The organism is uncultured Maribacter sp. (assembly GCF_963974015.1).
Taxonomy (GTDB): Bacteria; Bacteroidota; Bacteroidia; order Flavobacteriales; family Flavobacteriaceae; genus Maribacter.
Map to the genome: position 1 here is coordinate 37091 of NZ_CAXBBZ010000001.1, position 20921 is coordinate 58011.

The 20921-nt window shown below is 35.4% G+C and carries 9 protein-coding genes; 7 read left to right on the forward strand and 2 right to left on the reverse strand.

Annotated features, from left to right (window positions below; translation table 11 throughout):
* Window positions 1-178: 178 nt before the first annotated feature.
* A complete protein-coding gene (locus AACZ41_RS00180; protein WP_339625259.1) occupies window positions 179-3301 on the forward strand; it encodes a SusC/RagA family TonB-linked outer membrane protein in 3123 nt (1040 codons plus the stop codon).
* Window positions 3302-3320: 19 nt separating this feature from the next.
* The gene (locus tag AACZ41_RS00185; RefSeq protein WP_339625261.1) at window positions 3321-4931 is read left to right on the forward strand and encodes a RagB/SusD family nutrient uptake outer membrane protein; all 1611 of its coding nucleotides are present in this window, start codon (window positions 3321-3323) and stop codon (window positions 4929-4931) included.
* A gap of 509 nt (window positions 4932-5440) precedes the next feature.
* Here the strand turns inward: AACZ41_RS00185 and AACZ41_RS00190 are convergent.
* Window positions 5441-7093: a solute:sodium symporter family transporter gene (locus AACZ41_RS00190; protein WP_339625263.1), complete on the reverse strand. Its 1653-nt coding sequence runs from the start codon at window positions 7091-7093 to the stop codon at window positions 5441-5443.
* Window positions 7094-7485: 392 nt separating this feature from the next.
* On the opposite strand from AACZ41_RS00190, the gene AACZ41_RS00195 reads away from it, so the two are divergent.
* From AACZ41_RS00195 to AACZ41_RS00215, 5 genes are read left to right on the forward strand one after another with little or no spacing between them, the layout of a single operon-like run.
* A complete protein-coding gene (locus AACZ41_RS00195; RefSeq protein ID WP_339625265.1) occupies window positions 7486-10842 on the forward strand; it encodes a VCBS repeat-containing protein in 3357 nt (1118 codons plus the stop codon).
* Window positions 10832-14083: a VCBS repeat-containing protein gene (locus AACZ41_RS00200; protein ID WP_339625267.1), complete on the forward strand. Its 3252-nt coding sequence runs from the start codon at window positions 10832-10834 to the stop codon at window positions 14081-14083. Before AACZ41_RS00195 ends, AACZ41_RS00200 begins: the two co-directional genes overlap by 11 nt.
* Before the next feature lie 4 nt (window positions 14084-14087).
* A complete protein-coding gene (locus tag AACZ41_RS00205; RefSeq protein ID WP_339625269.1) occupies window positions 14088-15434 on the forward strand; it encodes a vanadium-dependent haloperoxidase in 1347 nt (448 codons plus the stop codon).
* Window positions 15435-15440: 6 nt separating this feature from the next.
* On the forward strand, window positions 15441-16340 hold the full coding sequence (locus AACZ41_RS00210) for an AraC family transcriptional regulator (protein ID WP_339625271.1): 900 nt from the start codon (window positions 15441-15443) through the stop codon (window positions 16338-16340).
* A complete protein-coding gene (locus tag AACZ41_RS00215; protein ID WP_339625273.1) occupies window positions 16333-17190 on the forward strand; it encodes a hypothetical protein in 858 nt (285 codons plus the stop codon). Before AACZ41_RS00210 ends, AACZ41_RS00215 begins: the two co-directional genes overlap by 8 nt.
* Before the next feature lie 9 nt (window positions 17191-17199).
* On the opposite strand, the gene AACZ41_RS00220 is transcribed toward AACZ41_RS00215, so the two are convergent.
* Window positions 17200-20916 (reverse strand): metallophosphoesterase, encoded by a 3717-nt coding sequence (locus AACZ41_RS00220; RefSeq protein WP_339625275.1) that lies wholly within the window; start codon window positions 20914-20916, stop codon window positions 17200-17202.
* Between the last annotated feature and the right edge of the window lie 5 nt (window positions 20917-20921).

Sequence of the window (20921 nt, forward strand, 5' to 3'; positions counted from 1 at the left end):
AATATTTAACAATATTACAAATTTGACTGTTTTCTTTCTATATACTTGTAATATTTAAAAGTTATTAACACGAAACCGTTTTCGTAACAATTAAACCTCGCCCATTTTCATTTCAACTCATCATTTTACATATTTTTAACAATTGAAATTAAATTAACTCAACTTAAATTAACAATTTATGAAGATTACATTCCTTAAAAGCCTGTTGGTGCTAAGTACATTTTTGTGCTTTGGACTTTCTCAGGCACAAGAAGTATCTGGAACTGTTTCAGATGCAAGTGGACCTTTACCAGGAGCAAGTGTTCTTGAAAAGGGTACTACAAATGGTACGCAAACAGATTTTGACGGTAATTACACATTGACCGCTCCAGATGGCGCAGTACTTATCGTTAGTTATATTGGCTACAAAACTCAAGAGGTAGCTATTAATGGAAGAAGTTCTATAAACTTTACTTTAGAAGAAGATGCCGAAGCTCTTGAAGAGGTAGTAATCATAGGTTATGGTACTACTACTGTAAAAGATGCTACTGGGTCTGTTACAGCCGTTACAGCAAAAGATTTTAATGGAGGTAATATTGCTTCGCCAGAACAATTGATTCAAGGTAAAACTGCTGGTGTAAACATACAAGAGACAAGTGGTGAGCCAGGAGCAGGTATTCAAATTAACATTAGAGGTTCTAATTCTGTTCGTGCGAACAACAATCCTCTATTTGTTGTTGATGGTGTTCCATTAGGTGGGGGAGATACATCTCCACAAGGTGAAACCGGTTTTGGCCAAAGTGCCGTAAAAAACCCTTTGAACTTTATTAACCCGAACGATATTGAAAGTATGAGTATCTTAAAAGATGCCTCTGCAACTGCAATCTACGGTTCTCGTGGTGCCAACGGTGTTGTTATCATTACTACCAAAAGTGGAAAAGGAAGCAGTAAAGGAGTTTTCGATTTCTCTAGCTCTTTAAGTGTAGCAACTGCAGCAAATACTTATGACCTACTAGACGGCCCTGAATTTTTGGCAGGTGTTGCAGCTGTAGGTGGTGATGCCAATGCAGTTAATTTTCGCTCAAATACAGATTGGCAACAAGTTGTATTGAGATCAACAGCTTCTCAAAATCAAAACCTTTCTTATTCTAAAAATTATGGTAGTGGTAACGTAAGAGCTACTTTTGGTTACGGTAAGCAATTTGGTATCGTTGAAAATTCTGACTTGGAAAGAATTACAGGTAGAATTAATTTTAATCAACGATTTTTAGATGACAAATTGGTTCTTGGCCTTCAAATGTCTGTTGCTAGAATAAATGACTCTCAAGCACCTATCAGTGCACAAGCGGGTGCAGCAGGAGATGTTTTAGGTGGAGCTTATGCAGCAAACCCTACTTGGCCGGCTAGTTCAAACTTTAACGCTGGAGGACTTAATGTAAACCCACAAAACGCTTTAGACAATACACAGAATTTAACTAATACAGATAGGTATTTATTAAATGGTTCTGTACAGTATAATTTCACCCCAGAAATTTCAGCTAAGTTAAATGCTGGTTTAGATAAAGCAGAAGCTTCTAACACATCTGTTATCTCTAAAAATATTAATAACATAAATGGTGTATCGGGCGTTGGTCGTGGTAACTACAGTGTTTTAGAAAGAAATAATAAAACTTTTGAAGCTACTGTAAACTACAACAAAGAATTCGAAAATTCTAGTTTAGAAGCTTTAGTAGGTTTTGGTTACCAAGACTTTCAAACTTTCGGTTTCAATGCAGGAGGTAGAGGCTATAACACAGGAGATCTTAATGCAATGGGTTCTGATCTAAGAAGTGCTGTAAGTGATTTGCAAAATTCAGTAACAGGTTCTTACCAACAGGCCTATTACGCTACAAACTCTAATGGAGTTTTAATCAATAGATTATTTCCTAATGTAGTACCACAAGAAGAATTAGGCAGAAGCCTATCAAGTTCGGTAACTTCAGTTTACACTGATGCTTTTGACAATACCGATGAGTTACAATCATTCTTCGCAAGACTTAACTATACGTTAAACGACAAATATTTATTTACAGGTACCATGAGAGCTGATGGCTCTTCTAGATTTGGTCCTGAAAATCAATATGGTTATTTCCCTTCTGGAGCATTTGCTTGGAAAATAAACGAAGAGGATTTTGTCGGGGAGAATGTTTCTACGCTAAAACTTAGATTGAGTACAGGTATCACTGGTAACCAAGATGGACTAGGCTATGGAAACTTTGTTGCTAGACAGCGTTTTTCTGGTTTAACAATTCAACAAAATCTTGAAATTACTCCTAATGGTACTGAAATTGTAGCTACGGATAGACCAGATTTGAAATGGGAATCTTCATTTAACATAAATGCCGGTATTGATTTTGGTTTCAATAGCGATCGTTTTAGCGGTAGTTTTGATGTGTATAGAACAAAAACAACCGATGTTCTTTTACAAACACCACCAGCGTCACCTGCTGTTGACCCTTTTCAGTTCAGCAATGTTGATGCAAGTATTATCAACCAAGGGGTTGAACTTGCTTTAGCTTATGATTTCGTGCAATCGGATGATGCAACTTTTTCTGCAGATTTCAACATAGCTTATAACAATAATGAGGTTCAGGACTTTGCCGGATTAATTGATACTGGAGCCGTTAACGGTCCTGGATTAACTGGAGCTTTCGCGCAACGTTTTGCTTCTGGACAATCATTATACTCATACTACCTACCTGTTTTTGAAGGTTTTGACGGTGCTGGAAATCCAATCTACCAAGATGTTGATGGAAACGGTGTAGGAGACCCTTTTGGAGATAAAAAATTCGTAGGTGAAGATGCCTTACCAGACATTACGACTGGTTTAAGTTTAAATTTAAGAGTTAAAGATTTTGATGCTTCTGTATTTTTTCAAGGCCAATTTGGTTTTTCTGTTTACAATAACACGGACAATGCTTACTTCAATGCAGGCGCACTTTCAAACTCTAGAAACGTAACTCAAAATGTAATAGGTAATGGTGAAAATCCTGGAGCTTCTGCTGATGCTTCAACACGCTTTTTAGAAAAAGGAGATTTTGTACGTTTCCAAAATGCAAGTGTTGGTTACAACTTCCCATTATCTGGTGAAGGTGCTTTAGATGCTTTACGTTTCTCACTTACTGGTCAGAACTTATTTTTGATAACTGACTATAGTGGTTTAGACCCAGAGGTTACTGCTAATACAGGTGACTTAGGTTCTGGTGTTCCATCTAGGGGACTTGATTATGGTTCATACCCAAGACCAAGAACAATTACTTTTGGTATAAACGCATCATTTTAATTAAAAAAAATTGAATATCATGAAAAATAATTTTAAAATCTTAACGCTTTCTATTCTATCGTTGGTAGGGGTTACCTCCTGTACCGACCTAGAAATAGAAGAAACAGATTCGATAATTTCTGATGGCTTTCAAGGCTTAGCCGATCCATCATCTACCGTTACGAATCTATACGGTTCTCTTGCTGGGCAATATGCTGGGCAAGACAATTATTTTGCACTTCAAGAAGTGACCAGTGACGAACACTTAATTCCAACAAGAGGTGGAGATTGGGGTGACAACGGTCTTTGGAGAGTTTTACATACCCATGATTGGAATGGACAACACCAATTTATAGTAAACGTTTTTCAATTATGGAACGGTAACCAATTACAAGCATCACAAGTTTTAGATGCTAGAAGTAACCCTTCAGCTACCAACATAGGTGATGCTAGCTTTATACGCGCTTACAGTATGTGGGTAATTTTAGATAACTATGGCCAAGTACCTTTTAGAGATACTTCGTTACCATCATCAGCGGTTCCAGAAGTTTTAACTGGGCAAGCTGCAGTTGATTTTATTTTAGCTGATATAGAAACTGCTATTGCTAATGCTCCTAGCACACCAGCAGCGAGCGGTGTCGCAAATGGCAGAGCTAGTAAAGCAGCCGCTAGATACTTGAAAGCTAAAGTTCTTTTAAACAAACATATTTATTTAGGTGTAGAGCCAGAATCAGGTGATATGGCGGAAGTTATTTCTTTAGTTGATGCAATTACCGCTGATGGTTATGCTTTGCAAGAAGGGTACTTTGACCTTTTCTTACCAGATGCTGATACTGAAACTATATGGTCTTTAGAGGCCAACACCATTAACAAAATAGTAATGGGTCTTCATTACAACAACACTAGCATACAAGGTGGTGGATGGAATGGTTTCAGCACATTAGCTGAATTTTATGACCTTTTTGAAGGAGATTCAGAATTTAATGAATTAGATGCAAACCAAGAACCAGCAAATGGTCAAGAAGAGCGTAGAGGTGGTGTACCAACAAGAGGTGTTGCTTTCGCTGATCAACCTTATGCTGCTGAATTAGATGGCTACGTAAATGGCTCTAACGTTGGGTATGGTTTCCTGATCAACCAACAATATGCTCTTGATGGAACACCTTTAAAAGATAGACAAGGTGCTCCCTTAACTTTCAAAAGAGAGTTTAAGGACAACTCTGGTGCTGTTAATTTCATCAATAATGATGAAACCACTGGTATTAGAGTTCAAAAATATGCAGCAAGAAATGGTGATGCTTCAATAAGTCATCAAATTGTATTTAGATATTCAGATGCACACTTAATGAAAGCTGAAGCTATGTTTAGAAGCGGTGGTGATCCTACTTCAATGATAAATGACTTAAGAACGATACGTAACACTCAACAATTGCTAGGTACTGTTTCAGCACAAGACATTTTAGATGAAAGAGGTAGAGAATTGTATCAAGAAGCTTGGAGACGTAACGATTTAATCCGTTTCGGTCAGTATGGAAGAGATTGGTTATTTAAAGCCACTCCTACCATTAATAATGATGATTATAACCTGTTCCCTATTCCACCAGCACAATTGCTTGCAAACCCTAATTTGGTTCAGAACCCAGGGTACTAATAATAAATTAAGTTTAAGTTCGAAAAGGCCTCCAATTATTGGAGGCTTTTTTGCTTTCTATTTTATTTGTAACAAAATAAAAATATAGCTTTATAAATCAATGTTTTGAAAAGATAAGAAATTGGTGCTTTTCCTTTTCTTAAAGAGAATCTATTATAACCAATCATATAAAGAATTTCAGAAAATAAATAATACATGTGTTTATTGCATACATAGATAATATTTTTAAAATAGAAGTTAATAAGTACTCCATATAGTAATTCCTTATTCGCAATCTAACTATAGTATAGAACTAAACTGATACGAATAGTTTACTAGATAATATATTAATAAGCAAAGCAAGAACCCTTCTTTAACTATTTAATAGCTTATAGTAAATCTGAAAATCAAAATACCCTTCAATTATTGGTGATAATTGAAGGGTATTTCGATTGCCGATAAGTCTAAATATAAGCTAGAAGATAAACAAATATGGTTAAGCTTTTTACCTTTGAAGAATAGAAATATACCTATTTAGCAAAATAGACATAAATTCCTATTACTATACAGCAAATCAATATTCCAACTTGATTCACATACTTATAAGGAGTAATCGATACTTGATTTGTATACTCCAATACAAATGGTTCTTTACGTGGCTTAATCGCACCAATAATCAACATAATAATGATGTTTGTTACAAATAATATGGCCATAATATGTAAATAATGAGGATATGCCTCAGCTTCTATTAATTTAAGTTGAGCTGGATCAGTAATTCCCGATACATTAGCTTGGGCAAGTGCCTCATCAATAAATTTGTTCTTAAGCCAAAATTGACTGATTATATACAGTAATGACCCTGATAAAATTCCGATTTTTGCTGCAATAGCCGGTACTCTTTTTGTCAAGTACCCAACAACTATAATTGTAAATATTGGAATACTGTATATACCATTTATTTCCTGTAAGTAATTAAACAAACTACCTGCATTAGCAATTAATGGAGCTATAAACATTGCGGCTAATGCCAAACAGATACCGAAAATTTTTCCATATTTCACTACGGTAGATTCCGACGCTTGCTTATTTATATGTTGCTTGTATATATCAATACCAAATAGCGTTACAGAACTATTTAAAACACTATTAAATGAACTTAAAATAGCCCCGAATAAAACGGCAGCAAAAAATCCTACTAATGGTTTAGGTAATACCGCTCGTACCAATTCTGGATAAGCCAAATCACTTGTATCTAAATTACCATCAAAATAATGGTAGGCAATCATACCTGGTAAAACCAAAATTAAAGGACCCAATATTTTCAAAAATGACGCCAAGAGTAAACCTTTTTGACCTTCGGCTAAATTTTTAGCCCCCAAAGCTCTTTGTATTATTTGTTGATTGGTTCCCCAATAAAAAAGCTGAACCAACATCATACCCGTGAAAATAGTGCTGAAAGGAACTTCTTGACCAGCGTTACCAGTAGAATCGAATCGTTCTGGATTAGTATTCACCAAAGTTTCAAGTCCGGTAAAAACGCTACCATCACCAATAGCCATTAATCCGAATATTGGAATTAACAATCCTCCTATTAACAAACCTATTGCATTAATAGAATCAGATACTGCAACAGCTTTTAAACCTCCAAAAACAGCATAAATAGAACCTATGATTCCAATTCCCCAAATACATATAACCAATGCAGTGCTATCAGAAACACCTAACAGCGTCGGCACATCGAACATACCACTTATAGCTACTGAACCAGAGTACAAAATAACCGGAAGTAAAACCACGACGTAACCTGTAAGAAATAATCCAGAAGTAAGCGTTTTTGTGGCTACATCGAATCTTTTTGCCAAAAACTGGGGCACTGTGGTAAGACCACCTTTAAGATATCTCGGCAGTAAGAATATTGCAGCGACGATTATTGCGATTGCGGCCAAAGTTTCCCAGGCCATAACTGATAATCCGTCTGTATATGCGCTACCATTTAGACCGACAATTTGCTCTGTAGATAAATTCGTAAGCAACAATGACCCAGCGATAACCCCGGCCGTTAAACTTCTTCCTCCTAGAAAATAGCCATCGGATGTTTGTTCATCGGTACTCCTTGTTGCAAAATATGAAATAACAGCTACTAAAACTGTAAAGCCTATAAAAGATAAAATCCCTATCATGTGGTCTGTTGTTGGTTAATTAGTCAAGCCTAAATATATTGGATTATTTTCATTACTTCTAAATTCAGGCTATGAAAAACTGATTATTCACAATATTCCACAAAATCTATAACGTTTTCGACAAATATTAACATCGACTTATGTAAATAAAGCCTAGCAAATAGTAGGTATTTGGCTATCTTGCAATCTAATTTTTAAGATACTGTTTTAGGGGTGACTCATTCAACTTAGATAGTTTATAAAATTTTTAAGGAATCAAAGATATACAGTCGTTTTTGTGATGATTATCGAAGCATCCTAAAAGCAAGCATGACTGCTCTAAATATTCTTTGTCAATGTACCATTTCCTAATTCACGATGAAATCGAATTGTTATTTCAAAAATATTTAAGAATGAAATCGAATTTACTTAGGCTAACCTATTTTAGCTTACTTTTTTCACTTTTGTACTCCTGTAACTCTAAAAAAGATTCTAGCGAATCAATTGAAAAGCCAGAACCTACTTTGTTTACCCTTTTACCTTCAGAAGAGTCTGGTATTAACTTTATAAACAAGGTTCAAAATTCAAAAGAATTCAATATTTTCAAATACAGAAATTTTTATAATGGTGGTGGTGTTGCCATAGGCGATATTAACAATGATGGACTTTCTGATGTTTTTCTTACTGGAAATATGGAACCGAATAAATTGTATCTCAATAAAGGGGGTTTAAAATTTGAAGATATTTCTGAAGCTGCGGGAATTGCGGGAAACAAACCTTGGTCTACCGGTGTGGTGATGGCAGATATTAACAATGACGGGCTACTAGACATTTATGTAAGTAATGCAGGGAACATGGAAGGCAACAACCATGATAACGACCTTTTCATTAATAATGGAAATGGAACTTTTACTGAGCGTGCCCATGAATTTAATTTGGCGGAAACAGGATTTTCTACACATGCCTCTTTCTTTGATTATGACAAGGATGGTGACTTAGATGCTTACATTCTAAACAATAGTAATATTCCTGTAAGTAGTCTTGGGTATGCTGAACAACGTGACGTTAGGGCTCAAGATTGGGAAGGTGTACCAAAAATTTTTAGAGGTGTTGGCGACATGCTATTAAGAAACGACAACGGTAAGTTTGTAGATGTAAGCGAAAAAGCAGGTATTTATGGTAGTCTAATTGGTTTTGGCCTAGGTGTTATGGTCATTGATATCAACAACGATTTATATCCAGATATTTACGTATCTAATGACTTTTACGAAAGGGATTACTTATACATCAATAACCAAGATGGTACTTTTAGCGAGGAGGTTCAAAAATGGACAAATCATCTCAGTTTATCTGCTATGGGAGTTGACATGGCTGATATTAACAATGACGGCTTAACCGACATATTCATTACCGACATGCTTCCTGAACCTGACCAACGCGTAAAATCGGTTATGGAATTCGAAGGCTACAATGTCTTCAAATTAAAGCAAAGTAAAGACTTTCACCAGCAGTATATTCAAAACACCTTACAACTAAATAACGGCAATGGTTCATTTTCTGAAATCGCATATTATAGCGGTGTTGAAGCAACCGATTGGAGTTGGTCTGGGTTGTTATTCGATATGGATAATGATGGCTTAAAAGATATTTATATTACAAATGGCATTAATCATGATTTAACCGATCTCGATTTTGTTGATTTTTTCGCAAACGAAATTATCCAAAAAATGGCGTTGACAGGAAGAAAAGAATCTATAGATTCTATCATCAATAAAATGCCTGTAACTCCTTTACCCAATTATGCTTATCGAAATAATGGAGATATCACCTTTAGCAACTATAATAAACAATGGGGTTTCGAAATTCCAAGTCGTTCTAATGGATCTGCATATGGGGATTTAGATAATGACGGGGATTTAGATTTAGTGGTCAATAACGTAAACATGGAAACATTCGTTTACAGAAATAATTCGGAAACCGAATCTAGCAATAATTATATCAAATTAAAATTTGAAGGTTCTGATGGTAATAGATTTGGAATAGGTACCATAGCACGTTTATATTACCCTAACAACATTATCGACCAAACTTTAATGCCTTCAAGAGGTTTTCAATCTTCTGTCGATTACCCGATGACCATTGGTCTTGGAGCGACTACGACTTTAGATTCTGTTAGAATTATATGGCCAAACGATGCAACGGTAAAGCTTACGAATGTAAAAGCAAATCAATCGATAACCTTCGTTCAAAATGAAGCTAAAGAAATCTACAAGACTAAAAAAGAAAACAAACCCACTATCTTAAATCAAATAGAAAATAACACCTTGTTGACCCACAAGGAAAACAATTACATGGATTTTGACAATGAAGGATTAATTTCTAGATCATTAGCGGAAGAAGGACCGGGTTTAACTGTAGGCGATGTAAATGGTGATGGCAACGAGGATATTTTCATTGGTGGTGGCAAAGAACAATCTGGCGCTTTGTATTTGCATTCTGGCGATGGCACATTATCAAAACCTATTATAAAATATTTCGAAACAGAAGCTCCACTTGAAGATACGGCTGCATCATTTTTTGATTCGGATAATGACGGAGACTTAGACCTTATGGTGGGTACTGGCGGCAATGAAATAGGCATGCAAGGCACTTATGGCATTCGCCTATATCTTAATGACGGTAAAGGAAATTTTACTTTAAGTACCAATAAATTACCCACAACTAATAAAAATGTTGCCGTTATAGCGCCTTCAGATTTTGATGATGATGGCGACATCGATGTCTTTGTAGGTTCAAGAAGTGTAGTTGGAACATATGGTATAAATCCTGACCATTTATTTCTACTTAATAATGGAAATGGTACATTCACCGATGCTACTGAACGCTCAGCATACGACCTAAAGGATGCTGGAATGGTTACTGACGCCAAATGGCTCGATATGGATGGTGATGGCAAAAAGGATTTAGTCACGGTTTCCGATTGGGGTAGCCCTAAAATCTATAAGAACTCTGGCAGAAGACTTAGCTATTCTAAGAGTTCTCTCGATAGCCTTAATGGTTGGTGGGGAGCTGTCGAAGGATATGATTTAGATAACGACGGTGATCAAGATTTAATACTGGGTAATATGGGAAGTAATCTTCATTACAAACCTGCACCTGGCCAACCAATGAAAATGTGGGTAAATGATTTTGATAACGATGGCACAATAGAACAGATTACCACACAAAATTATAATAACGGTGATTATCCTTTACACCAAAAAAAGGAGTTGACCTCTCAAATATTGGCCTTAAAGAAAAAGAATATAAAGGCTTCAGAATATGCAAAAAAAACCATTGACGAACTCTTTCCCAAAAATGTTATAGAAAATACAATACAAAAACAGGCTAGTATTTCAGAATCAGTAATTGCTATTAATGATGGCAATGGTAATTTTACTATTAAAATATTACCACCGCAAGTACAATTCTCTTGTATCTGCGGTATTCAATGTATAGATGTTAACAAAGATGGCAATCTTGACTTGGTAATGGCTGGCAATAATTTTGAATTTAAACCGCAATACTCAAGGTTAGATGCAAATTACGGGAATGTTTTACTTGGCGATGGCAATCTTGGGTTTGAATGGCAAAACTATTCAGATAGTGGTTTCTTCATCCGAAACGAAGTAAAACACATCGAAGTAATTAAGGATAAAAAGGGAAATCAATTTATCATTGCAGCAATCAATAATGACACTCCAAAACTTTATCGATTAAATGAAAAATAAAATTCTTATTCTTTGTTTATTGGTCCTTGCAATTGGTTGCAAGGAAAATTCGGGCGAGCTTTTTACAAAACACTCCCCAAGTGATACTGGCATTAGCTTTGAAAACACCCTGACCGAATCTAAAGACCTTAGTATTTTAGATTACTTATACTTTTATAATGGTGGTGGCGTCGCCATTGGTGATATTAATAATGATAGCTTGCCAGACATTTACTTTTCAGGAAATCAAGTAAAAAACAAATTATACCTCAACAAAGGAAATCTCAAATTTGAAGATATATCCATTAAAGCTGGTGTCGAAGGAAATAGCTCATGGAACACAGGCGCTATAATGGGTGACGTAAACGGAGATGGTCTTTTGGATATTTATGTTTGTGCCGTGGTTGGTCTTAACGGGTTTAATGGCCACAATGAACTTTTTATAAATCAAGGTAATGCCACTTTTAAAGAAAGTTCTGCCGAATACGGCTTAGATTATGAATCGTATAGTTCATCAGCAGCATTCTTAGATTATGATTTAGATGGTGATCTAGACATGTATTTACTTAATCATGCCGTGCATACTCAAGACTCTTATGGCAACGCAGAAGTTCGATTCAAAAGAAGCTATGAAACCGGCGACAAATTACTACGTAATGATAATGGACAATTTACCGATGTAAGTGAAGAAGCTGGCATCTATGGTGGTATCAATGGTTATGGTCTAGGTATTGCTGTTTCAGATTTTAACCAAGATGGATTTCCAGATCTTTACATCGGCAATGATTTTCATGAAGATGATTATTATTATCTAAATAATGGAGATGGAACATTTAAAGAAAGCTTGAAACAATATTTCGGACATACCTCAAGATTCTCAATGGGTAGTGATGTGGCAGATATTAATCATGACGGTCTACCTGATTTAATTTCATTGGATATGTTGGCACAAGACGAAATGGTCTTAAAAACTTCTGAAGGTGATGATGATGTTCAAATTCAAAAATTGAAGACACAAACCTTTGGTTATCATAATCAGTATACCAGAAATATGCTGTATGTAAACCAACCCAACGGCATGTTTATAGAAACTGCATTACTGAGTGGCGTAGCCGCAACAGATTGGAGTTGGAGCGCATTATTTGGCGATTACAATCAAGATGGCGAGCAGGATCTTTACATTAGTAACGGTATTCCAAAACGCCCTAACGACCTTGATTACATCAATTATGTATCGAACGATAATATCAAGCAAAAAATAAATAGTACAAATCTTGTAGACCAAAAGGCGTTGGCCATGATGCCATCGGGCTTTGTAGGCAATAAAATCTTTAAAGGCTCTTCAGATCTTAATTTTATTGACGAATCGAAAACTTGGATTGCCCAAGATACTGTTATCTCTGGCGCAACAGCCTACGGTGATTTAGATAATGACGGTGACTTAGATATCGTGACCAATAATCTATTTAGCCCAGCCCTCATACAAGAGAATATCACCAATAGCACTCGTAATTGGTTAAAAATAAAACTGAACTTTAAAAAAGAAAATAAATTCGGAATCGGAACCAAAGTTTTTTCCTTTGCAAATGGCATACAACAGTTCAAAGAGATGTATACTGTACGTGGTTTTCAAGCTTCTTCAGAACCTATAATACATTTCGGTTACGGGGACCTTAATACCGTTGATTCCTTAAAAATAATTTGGCCAGACAAAAGCTTTCAAATACTTAAGAACATAACCACCAACCAAACTCTTTTTATTAAACCAGAGCTAGCAAAACCATTTGACTATACTAGCTTACACCTAAAACAAAAGCCCCTTTTTGAAAAAGAACCGAATAATCTTGGAATAAATTATGAGCACATAGAAGATGCCTACAGTGATTATCTACGCCAAAAACTTATACCTTATCAAATGTCAGACAGAGGACCTGCCGTTAGCGTTGGCGACTTAAATGAGGATGGTAAAGAAGACGTCTTTTTTGGAGGCTCTAAATACATTCCCTCTAAAATTTTTATTCAAGGTGATTCAACTTTTCAATTAAAAATTTATCCAGAAATTCAGAACGATAGTATAAAGGAAGATATCGCATCGATTATTGGTGATTTTAATTCTGATGGCAAAAATGATTTGATAGTTGGCACAGGTGGCGCTGATTTTTTCAATGAGATGAAACCTTTAACCGACTCTTACTACTCAGCAAGCGAGAGCACTTTCACTAAAAAAGAATTTCCTGAATTATTTGAAAATGCATCTGTACTTCTCAAATTAGATTATGATCATGACAATGATTTAGATATATTAATTTGTAATCAATCTATTAGTGCAGATTATGGCAATAAACCAAACAGCTATTTATTAGAAAATAAAAACGGAGACTTCACGATAGCGAACAATCCCTTTGAAAACTTGGGAATGATTACCGATGCGGTTGTTACAGATTTCAATAATGATGGCTGGGAAGACCTTTTATTTGTGGGTGAATGGATGTCTCCACGATTTTTTCAGAACAACAAGGGTATATTTACTGAAGTACATCTGTTAGAAAATGATAAGGTAAACGGATTATGGCAAGCTGTTACCAGTTTCGATATCGATGGTGATGGTGACCAAGATTATTTGTTAGGTAACTGGGGATTGAATACGAAATTCTCAGCATCTTCAGAACATCCTATGAAAATGTATTATGGTGACCTTGATAAAAATGGAGCTACCGAAACCATCGTCAGCATATATAAAGATGGTGAAAATTATCCGATTGACGGACTTAGAGAGCTATCTAGTCAGTTAGTCTCACTTCGTAAAAAATTCACCGATTACACTTCTTTTGCCGGAAAATCAATGGAAGAAATTTTAGGTGAAGATGTATTGCCTAATGCAGAAATTCAAGAAGTACATAACTTAAGTTCTGGATATTTGAGAAATCATAATGGTAAATTTTCCTTTATTCCTTTTAATTTCGAATTACAGTTAGCTCCTATTATGTCCTTTTTAGAATTTGATTTTGATGGTGATACTAAAACTGAAGTTTTAGCCGCTGGAAACTATTTTGGGGTAAAACCTTACCATGGTCGTTTTGATTCTTTCCCTGGAGCTTTGATAAATGATGCAAACAATATTACCTTAGCCAATCGAATTGGTCTTGACCTTATGGGCAAATCAATCAGAAAGATGAATATTATACATTCAAACAACCATAATTACTTACTGCTAACATTCAACAATGAAGCGGCACAAGTATATAAAATACTAAAACAATAAACGTATGAAAAGGTATATTACACTATTAATGACCGGCCTTATTCTTGCGAGTTGCGCTAAGAAAGAAGAGCCTATTATAATATCTCCAGAAGAATTACATAACTCTATCGATAAGATAGTAGAAATAATGATTCATGATATTTTCTCGCCTCCTGTGGCTAGTAGAATATTCGCTTACCCGAATATTGCTGCCTATGAAATAATAGCACAGGTGAACCCTGATTATCGAACGTTATCAGGTCAGATTACAGACTTGAAACCGATTCCTAAAATGGATTCTATCTCAGGAATTAACCCTCAACTTTCGGCTTTAATTGCACATATGAACATAAGTCGTCAATTGATTTTCTCAGAAGATAAGTTCGATGTTTTGCAAGACAGCCTATTTAATGTTTGGAGAACAAAAAATAAAACTGAATTTGAAGCTTCTAAAGCTTATGGATTAAAAGTGGCAGACCATATAAAAGGATGGATGAGTAAGGATAATTACAGCCAAACCCGTACCATGCCAAAGTTTACGGTAAACACCGATGAAGCTTCTAGATGGCAACCCACACCCCCTGCATATATGGATGGCATAGAACCACATTGGAACAAAATACGCCCATTTGTTTTAGATTCTGCCTCACAATTTAAACCTGTGCCTCCACCACCTTTTTCATTAGAAAAAGATTCAGACTTCTATAAAGAACTGCTAGAGGTTTATAATATTAGCAACAAAATTACGGCGAATGGAGACGCGTCTGATGAAGTGGCCATTGCCAAATTTTGGGATTGCAACCCATATGTATCTGTTACTAGAGGCCACTTAATGTTCGCTACCAAAAAAATAACTCCTGGTGCGCATTGGATAGGTATTACTAAAATAGCCTGTAGAAGTACAGACAGCAATTTCGACGATACCGTTTTTGCATATACCAAAACATCATTGGCAATAGCAGATGCATTTATTAGTTGCTGGGATGAAAAGTATAGAAGTAATTTAATTAGACCTGAAACTTTAATAAATCAACATATTGACGAAAATTGGAAACCCATTCTTCAAACGCCACCATTTCCTGAATACACTAGTGGACATAGCGTAGTATCAGGAGCCGCTGCTACTGCCTTAACCAGTGTTTTTGGCGAAAATTTTAGTTTTACCGATGATACAGAAACACCATACGGCCTGCCTATTAGAAAGTATACTTCATTTAATACTGCAGCGGATGAAGCAGCCATTAGCAGAATGTACGGTGGTATTCACTATAGAGCAGCAGTTGAAGTCGGAGTTGGACAAGGGAGGCAAATAGGCGCTCTCTTGAACTCTAAAATTAAAATGAAGAGCAACTCTAATATCGCACAGAATTAAATAAATATGAGAAAAGGTTATACCATTGCAATAGCTATTATTTCAATTGGATTACTCTGGTATTTTTTCATTAAGCCACAAGACTATCAGGTTAGAGTAACCGCTAAATCGAATGCAGGCGTAATTAACCAAGCACTAAAAGCATGGAGCAAAACATTACCTAAAGCTTCTTTAAGGCAAGTCAATGACATGAACCATTTAGAGCAAATTATTTCTTTTGGTGATTCGACCCATATCTATGAATGGAATATTAATGCTTTAACAGATTCTACATCGCATATAGTGGTAGATATAAAAGATGTGGACCATAGCTTAAAAAACAAGTTCTACATTCCTTTTACTGATACCGATTTCGAAATAAAATCTAGAAAAACAGTCACTGAATTTATAGAAAATTTAAATGAACATCTTAAAGAATTCAAGGTTACATTTATTGGAGAAGAAGAGCTGCCTTCTACCTATTGTGCTTGTGTAGAGCACAAAACCATTCAAAATAAAAAGGCATTTGCAATGATGGAAAGTTATCCTTTTCTCAATTCTGTCATTGGCAATAATGGAATTGAAATTAACGGTATTCCCTTTATAGAAACTACCGATTGGAATATGCAAAACGACAGTATTGTATTTAACTTTTGCTATCCAATAATTAAAAAAGATACTTTACCGACCATAAAAAATCTTGTTTATAAGGAATTTATAGGAATGAATTCATTGAAGGCTGTATACAATGGCAATTACATGACTTCAGATAGAGCTTGGTATACTTTACTAGATTATGCTGAAAAGAATGGCATTGAAGTAGACCAAAAACCAATTGAATTCTTTTTTAACAATCCGAATATGGGAGGAGATGCCTTGCGTTGGAAAGCTGAAATATATATGCCATTATTAGATTCGGATGAATAGACTAGTATTAATCACATTTACCATATTTTCAACACTTACATCGTGCACCAATTATGGGCAATTAAAAGTAATAACAGACTTACCAGGAAGCTTAAAGGAAAACTCTGGCTTGGTTACTTATGGTGATTCTACAGTTTGGACGATTGAGGATAATGGTAATAAAGATGAAATCTATCAGGTAAACTTTAAGGGTGACATCATGAAAACCCTAGAGGTTAAAAACGGTAAAAATGATGACTGGGAAGATTTAACCAAAGATATCGCCGGCAACCTGTATGTAGCAAATATTGGCAATAATCACAACTCTCGTAAAAATTTGGTCATCTATAAATTACCAAACCCAAATATTGAACCTGGCGATAAAATAGATGCGGAACAAATTGAATTTAATTATCCTGATCAAAAAGAATTTCCACCTAAAGAAGACAGACTTTTATATGATGCCGAAGCATTATTTCATCATGAAAATTCACTTTATATAGTTACAAAAAATAGATCTAAACCATTTAAAGGGGAGGCTCATATTTATTCTGTTCCAGATACTGCCGGCAAATATGAAGCTACTTTAGTTGGGTCTTTTACACCTTGTACAGATTGGCAAATATGTCAAATTACCTCAATTGATATTTCACCCAAAGGAGATAAAATAGTAGCTCTTAGTTATGGTAAACTTTTTGTGTTTACTGAATTTACGTGGAATGATTTCTCTAAAGGAAAACTTGAGGAAATTGATTTAGGCGCAAGAACACAGTTAGAATCCGTATGTTTTCTAAATGACAACACATTACTCATTTCTGATGAACGCGCACATGGCACTGGTGGCAATCTCTATTCCTATGCTTTAAAGTAATTTTCACTCTTAGAAACCAAAACCTAACCCAAAGGTAAATCTTGCCCCATCTTCACTTGCAAATAGGGCCGTATTAATAGAAATAATATCAGAGGCATTCAAAAAGAATCCGCCACCGTATGACGTATGCCATCTTTCAGAACTCAACCCTGGATACCAAACTCTACCATAATCAAACCCTCCAAATAGCCCCATGGCCATTGGTAGTAATCTGGTCCGCTTTTTATTTAGGCTAAATCTGATATCCGTATTTTGATAATATGATGTTTTACCCGTAAATCGTTGATTTCTAAAACCTCGCAAACCATCTAAGCCACCAATACTTGCTGCTTGGTAAAACTCATAACCATTACCCATATTAAAATGGGCTTTCCATTTAGTAGCCAAAACTAAGCGGCCACTTGGAATCAATTTATAATCGAAACTTATTGAAGGTATAACGTATCCATAATTACCTCCATCTGTAGAAATATTGTCTTTAAAACCAACTTGTAAAGAGCTTGCCATACCTAATGTAGGAAAAGCTTCATTATCTCTGTTTTCATATGAATATCCTGCATGGGCACCAATAAAATCACTATTGGTCTCTTCCCCATTTTGTTGGTAAAATGTATTTATAAATCTATCATCTGTTTCTTCAACACTAATATCTTGATATGATAGACCAACCTTTACTTTTGCCCCTAATTCCCCTCTCCAAACCAAAGAAGGTGAAAATTCAATTTGCCTAAGTTTTACTCGATTGTAATCAAGTTCTAGGTCATCATCTAAAATTACCGTGTTATTCCCATATCCGAAAAAATTCACGGCAAAATTAGGACTAGTAAATCGAGCGGATAATTCGCCGTTCCAATTTTCAAACAAATGTGCAAACTCACCTTGGTATTTAAAATCAAAACCACTGGTAGCAAAATAATATGATGCCCCAAAAGTATGCTGTTGGGTGAATGGATTCTGTCTAAATCCGTTATAGGTATATGTGTTCAAAAACCCTATACGTATGCCATCATCAGGATTAAAGCCAACAGTAGGGATAATTTGATTAAAACTATTTCTTAATTTAAAAGGTTGATACGTATTTAGTTCATAATCATCGGACAATTTAACTTTTGCCCCACCTCTTTCTTGAAAGGTATTTTTTTTGCTTTTGTAATCATACAGCGCAATATTCTTTCCATTTTCAACTCTATAAATATCATTATTATGGCCACCTATAATCCTCACGTTTACCCCATTGTAATTTGATGAATTGTTAACTTCAAAGATGTCATCATCATCTAAACCAAATACCCATATTTCTTTGGTATCCACTTTTGTGAAAACTTTATAAAAGAATAGATTATCTTTTTTATCTTCAATGTTTCTAAAGACTTTTACTTCAGTTTCTTTGTCATTAAGTCTGTTAATTTCAAACCAATCGTCTTTATCGGTACCTGCAACAACCGCATACTTATTCAATATTTTATAATACTCTTCAGCTGTCTCTTGAATATGACTTAAACGTGCTAACAAAATTTTTTTTAACTCCACCACTGTTTCATCGCGAACCTCTTCAGGAAAGGCTTTAAATGCCCTATCAATGGTATTCACAGTCAAATTTTCTTGTAAATACTTTGCTTGAGCTAACCATTGGCTTTTTTCAGTTTCACCTAATAGGGTCAAATCTAAAACATAAGTCATCGGTGACGAATTGAAACCTTTTACGCTTCTAATTTCTTCATTAAAACCTTCCATAAGTCTTAAGCCAGGTATAATACGTGTTGCAATGTTCATTAATGGTCCATCTCCCATTTTAGAATATACTTGGTCGCGATCTCTAGGTATTGGTCTATAAACTATTTTACCTTTTTCCTTATCTTTAAATTCTGCCCATCGCCATTGGTCTACGTGCCTATCCCAATCTCCCAAAACCATATCAAACAGTCTAGATCTTAGATATAAATCTTTATCGACTTCATACTTTTCATCATCACGCAAATCTTCAAGCATACCATCGGTGCTTTTTAATTCGTTCGCGTAACCAAAACTCGCCAAATCGCCATGACCATCACCGGTATGTTCTTCTATCATATACAACTCATCGCCAAAAGAATCATTGTACTGCTTTAACGCAGGTTGTTTTGGCACATAATAAAGTACAGGGTTAGTATGGTATATACCGACTGCATCTGAGAGCACACCTGTAGTAAACGGTCCATATGGGTGAGATCCTGTGTAAAAATCTTGAAGCAATTCTTGGGTATAGGTTTCCTTTAAATCGTCCAAAACATATTGATCTTGAAAGGCCATAGACTGCAAATAAAGCTCAGCGCTCTTTTTCAAAGCCCTCATTACATATTCTCTACCATCTTTACTTTGAAGGCGTAATGATTTAGACTGATGGCCCCCGCCTTTTTTTAAAGGAACTAAACCGCCCATCAATGTATCAAGATTTACGGTTGGCACCTTCACCTCTGTACCATAATATTTACGATAACGTTCTCCCCAAACTCCTTTAAAGAAACCACTTTTATCAATTTCTTTTTTAGTATAGACCGATGCCTTTACAGAATCGGGAAAGTTAGTTGTAAGATTACCTATATATTCATTTAGAGTAGGTGGCAATACTACGTTAGTAAATAAAAATTCTTCTTTTTTATCTTCGCCAACACCATAAAATCGAACTCTAGAAGAACCATCAGTATACACTTCTAAAGTAGCAAATCCCATTTTACCTGTATTAAATTGAGATCCGTTCAATAGCTTAGTAGCACCCTCCTTTGATCCAGACCCGCTAACGATCTGCGGCGTATTATTTTCAACTATATATTGTAATGTATGCTCATGACCAGATGCAAATATTACTCGGTCAGAAAACTGTGCCAATGTAGTAACTCTGTTCATTAGCTCTCTATATCGTTTATTGTTTAAATCTTCGATAGATGCACCAGATGTACTTCTTAATACATTAATGAACGTACCCAAAACAGGAATTGGAAAGGGCAATTCTTTGGGGTAAAATTGTTTCCTTAAGGAATATTGACCACCATGTGGACCATAACTGCTTGAAGGATGATGCATGGCAATAACTGTAGTTCTATCTCGGTAATCCTTTATGGCATCTTCAAGTTCTAATAAGAACTTTTCCCTGCTTTTTATATCGCACTTGTCATTCATATCGGGCCTTTTATCCCAATTGGTAAGGTACCACTCCGTATCTATGGTTATTATCGCTATATCTTCACCAATTTCAACAACATCAAGAGGGCAACCGTTTTCTGGCAAAAAAGGATTCTCGTGTTTTAAGGCCTTTTTAATATAATTTTCTTCACGCTCAAGACCTACTAATCCTTCTGTATACCAATCATGATTACCTGGAATAAAAAGTGGTCTTCCTTTAAAATCGTCTAGTGTTTTTAACTGTGCATCCAAATGGTTTTTAGCAGTCAAATAGGCCGCTGTTGAATCTTTTGGGTCTGGCAAACCTGCTGGATATATATTGTCACCCAAAAAAATAGCGGTACTATTCTTATCTGCCTTATCTAATTTATCTTTAAAAATCTTAAGGGCAGGGTTCATACCACCCATAGGTGATAAACCGGCATCACCAATTAAATAAAATGTATGTGAAACCTCTTTTAGCTCTTCAATATCTACAACATATTTCTCATCTACATATTTTGTACTATACGTAGCACAACCAGTAATGAATAATAAAATTAATAGATAGGAATAATATTTTTTCATAGCAA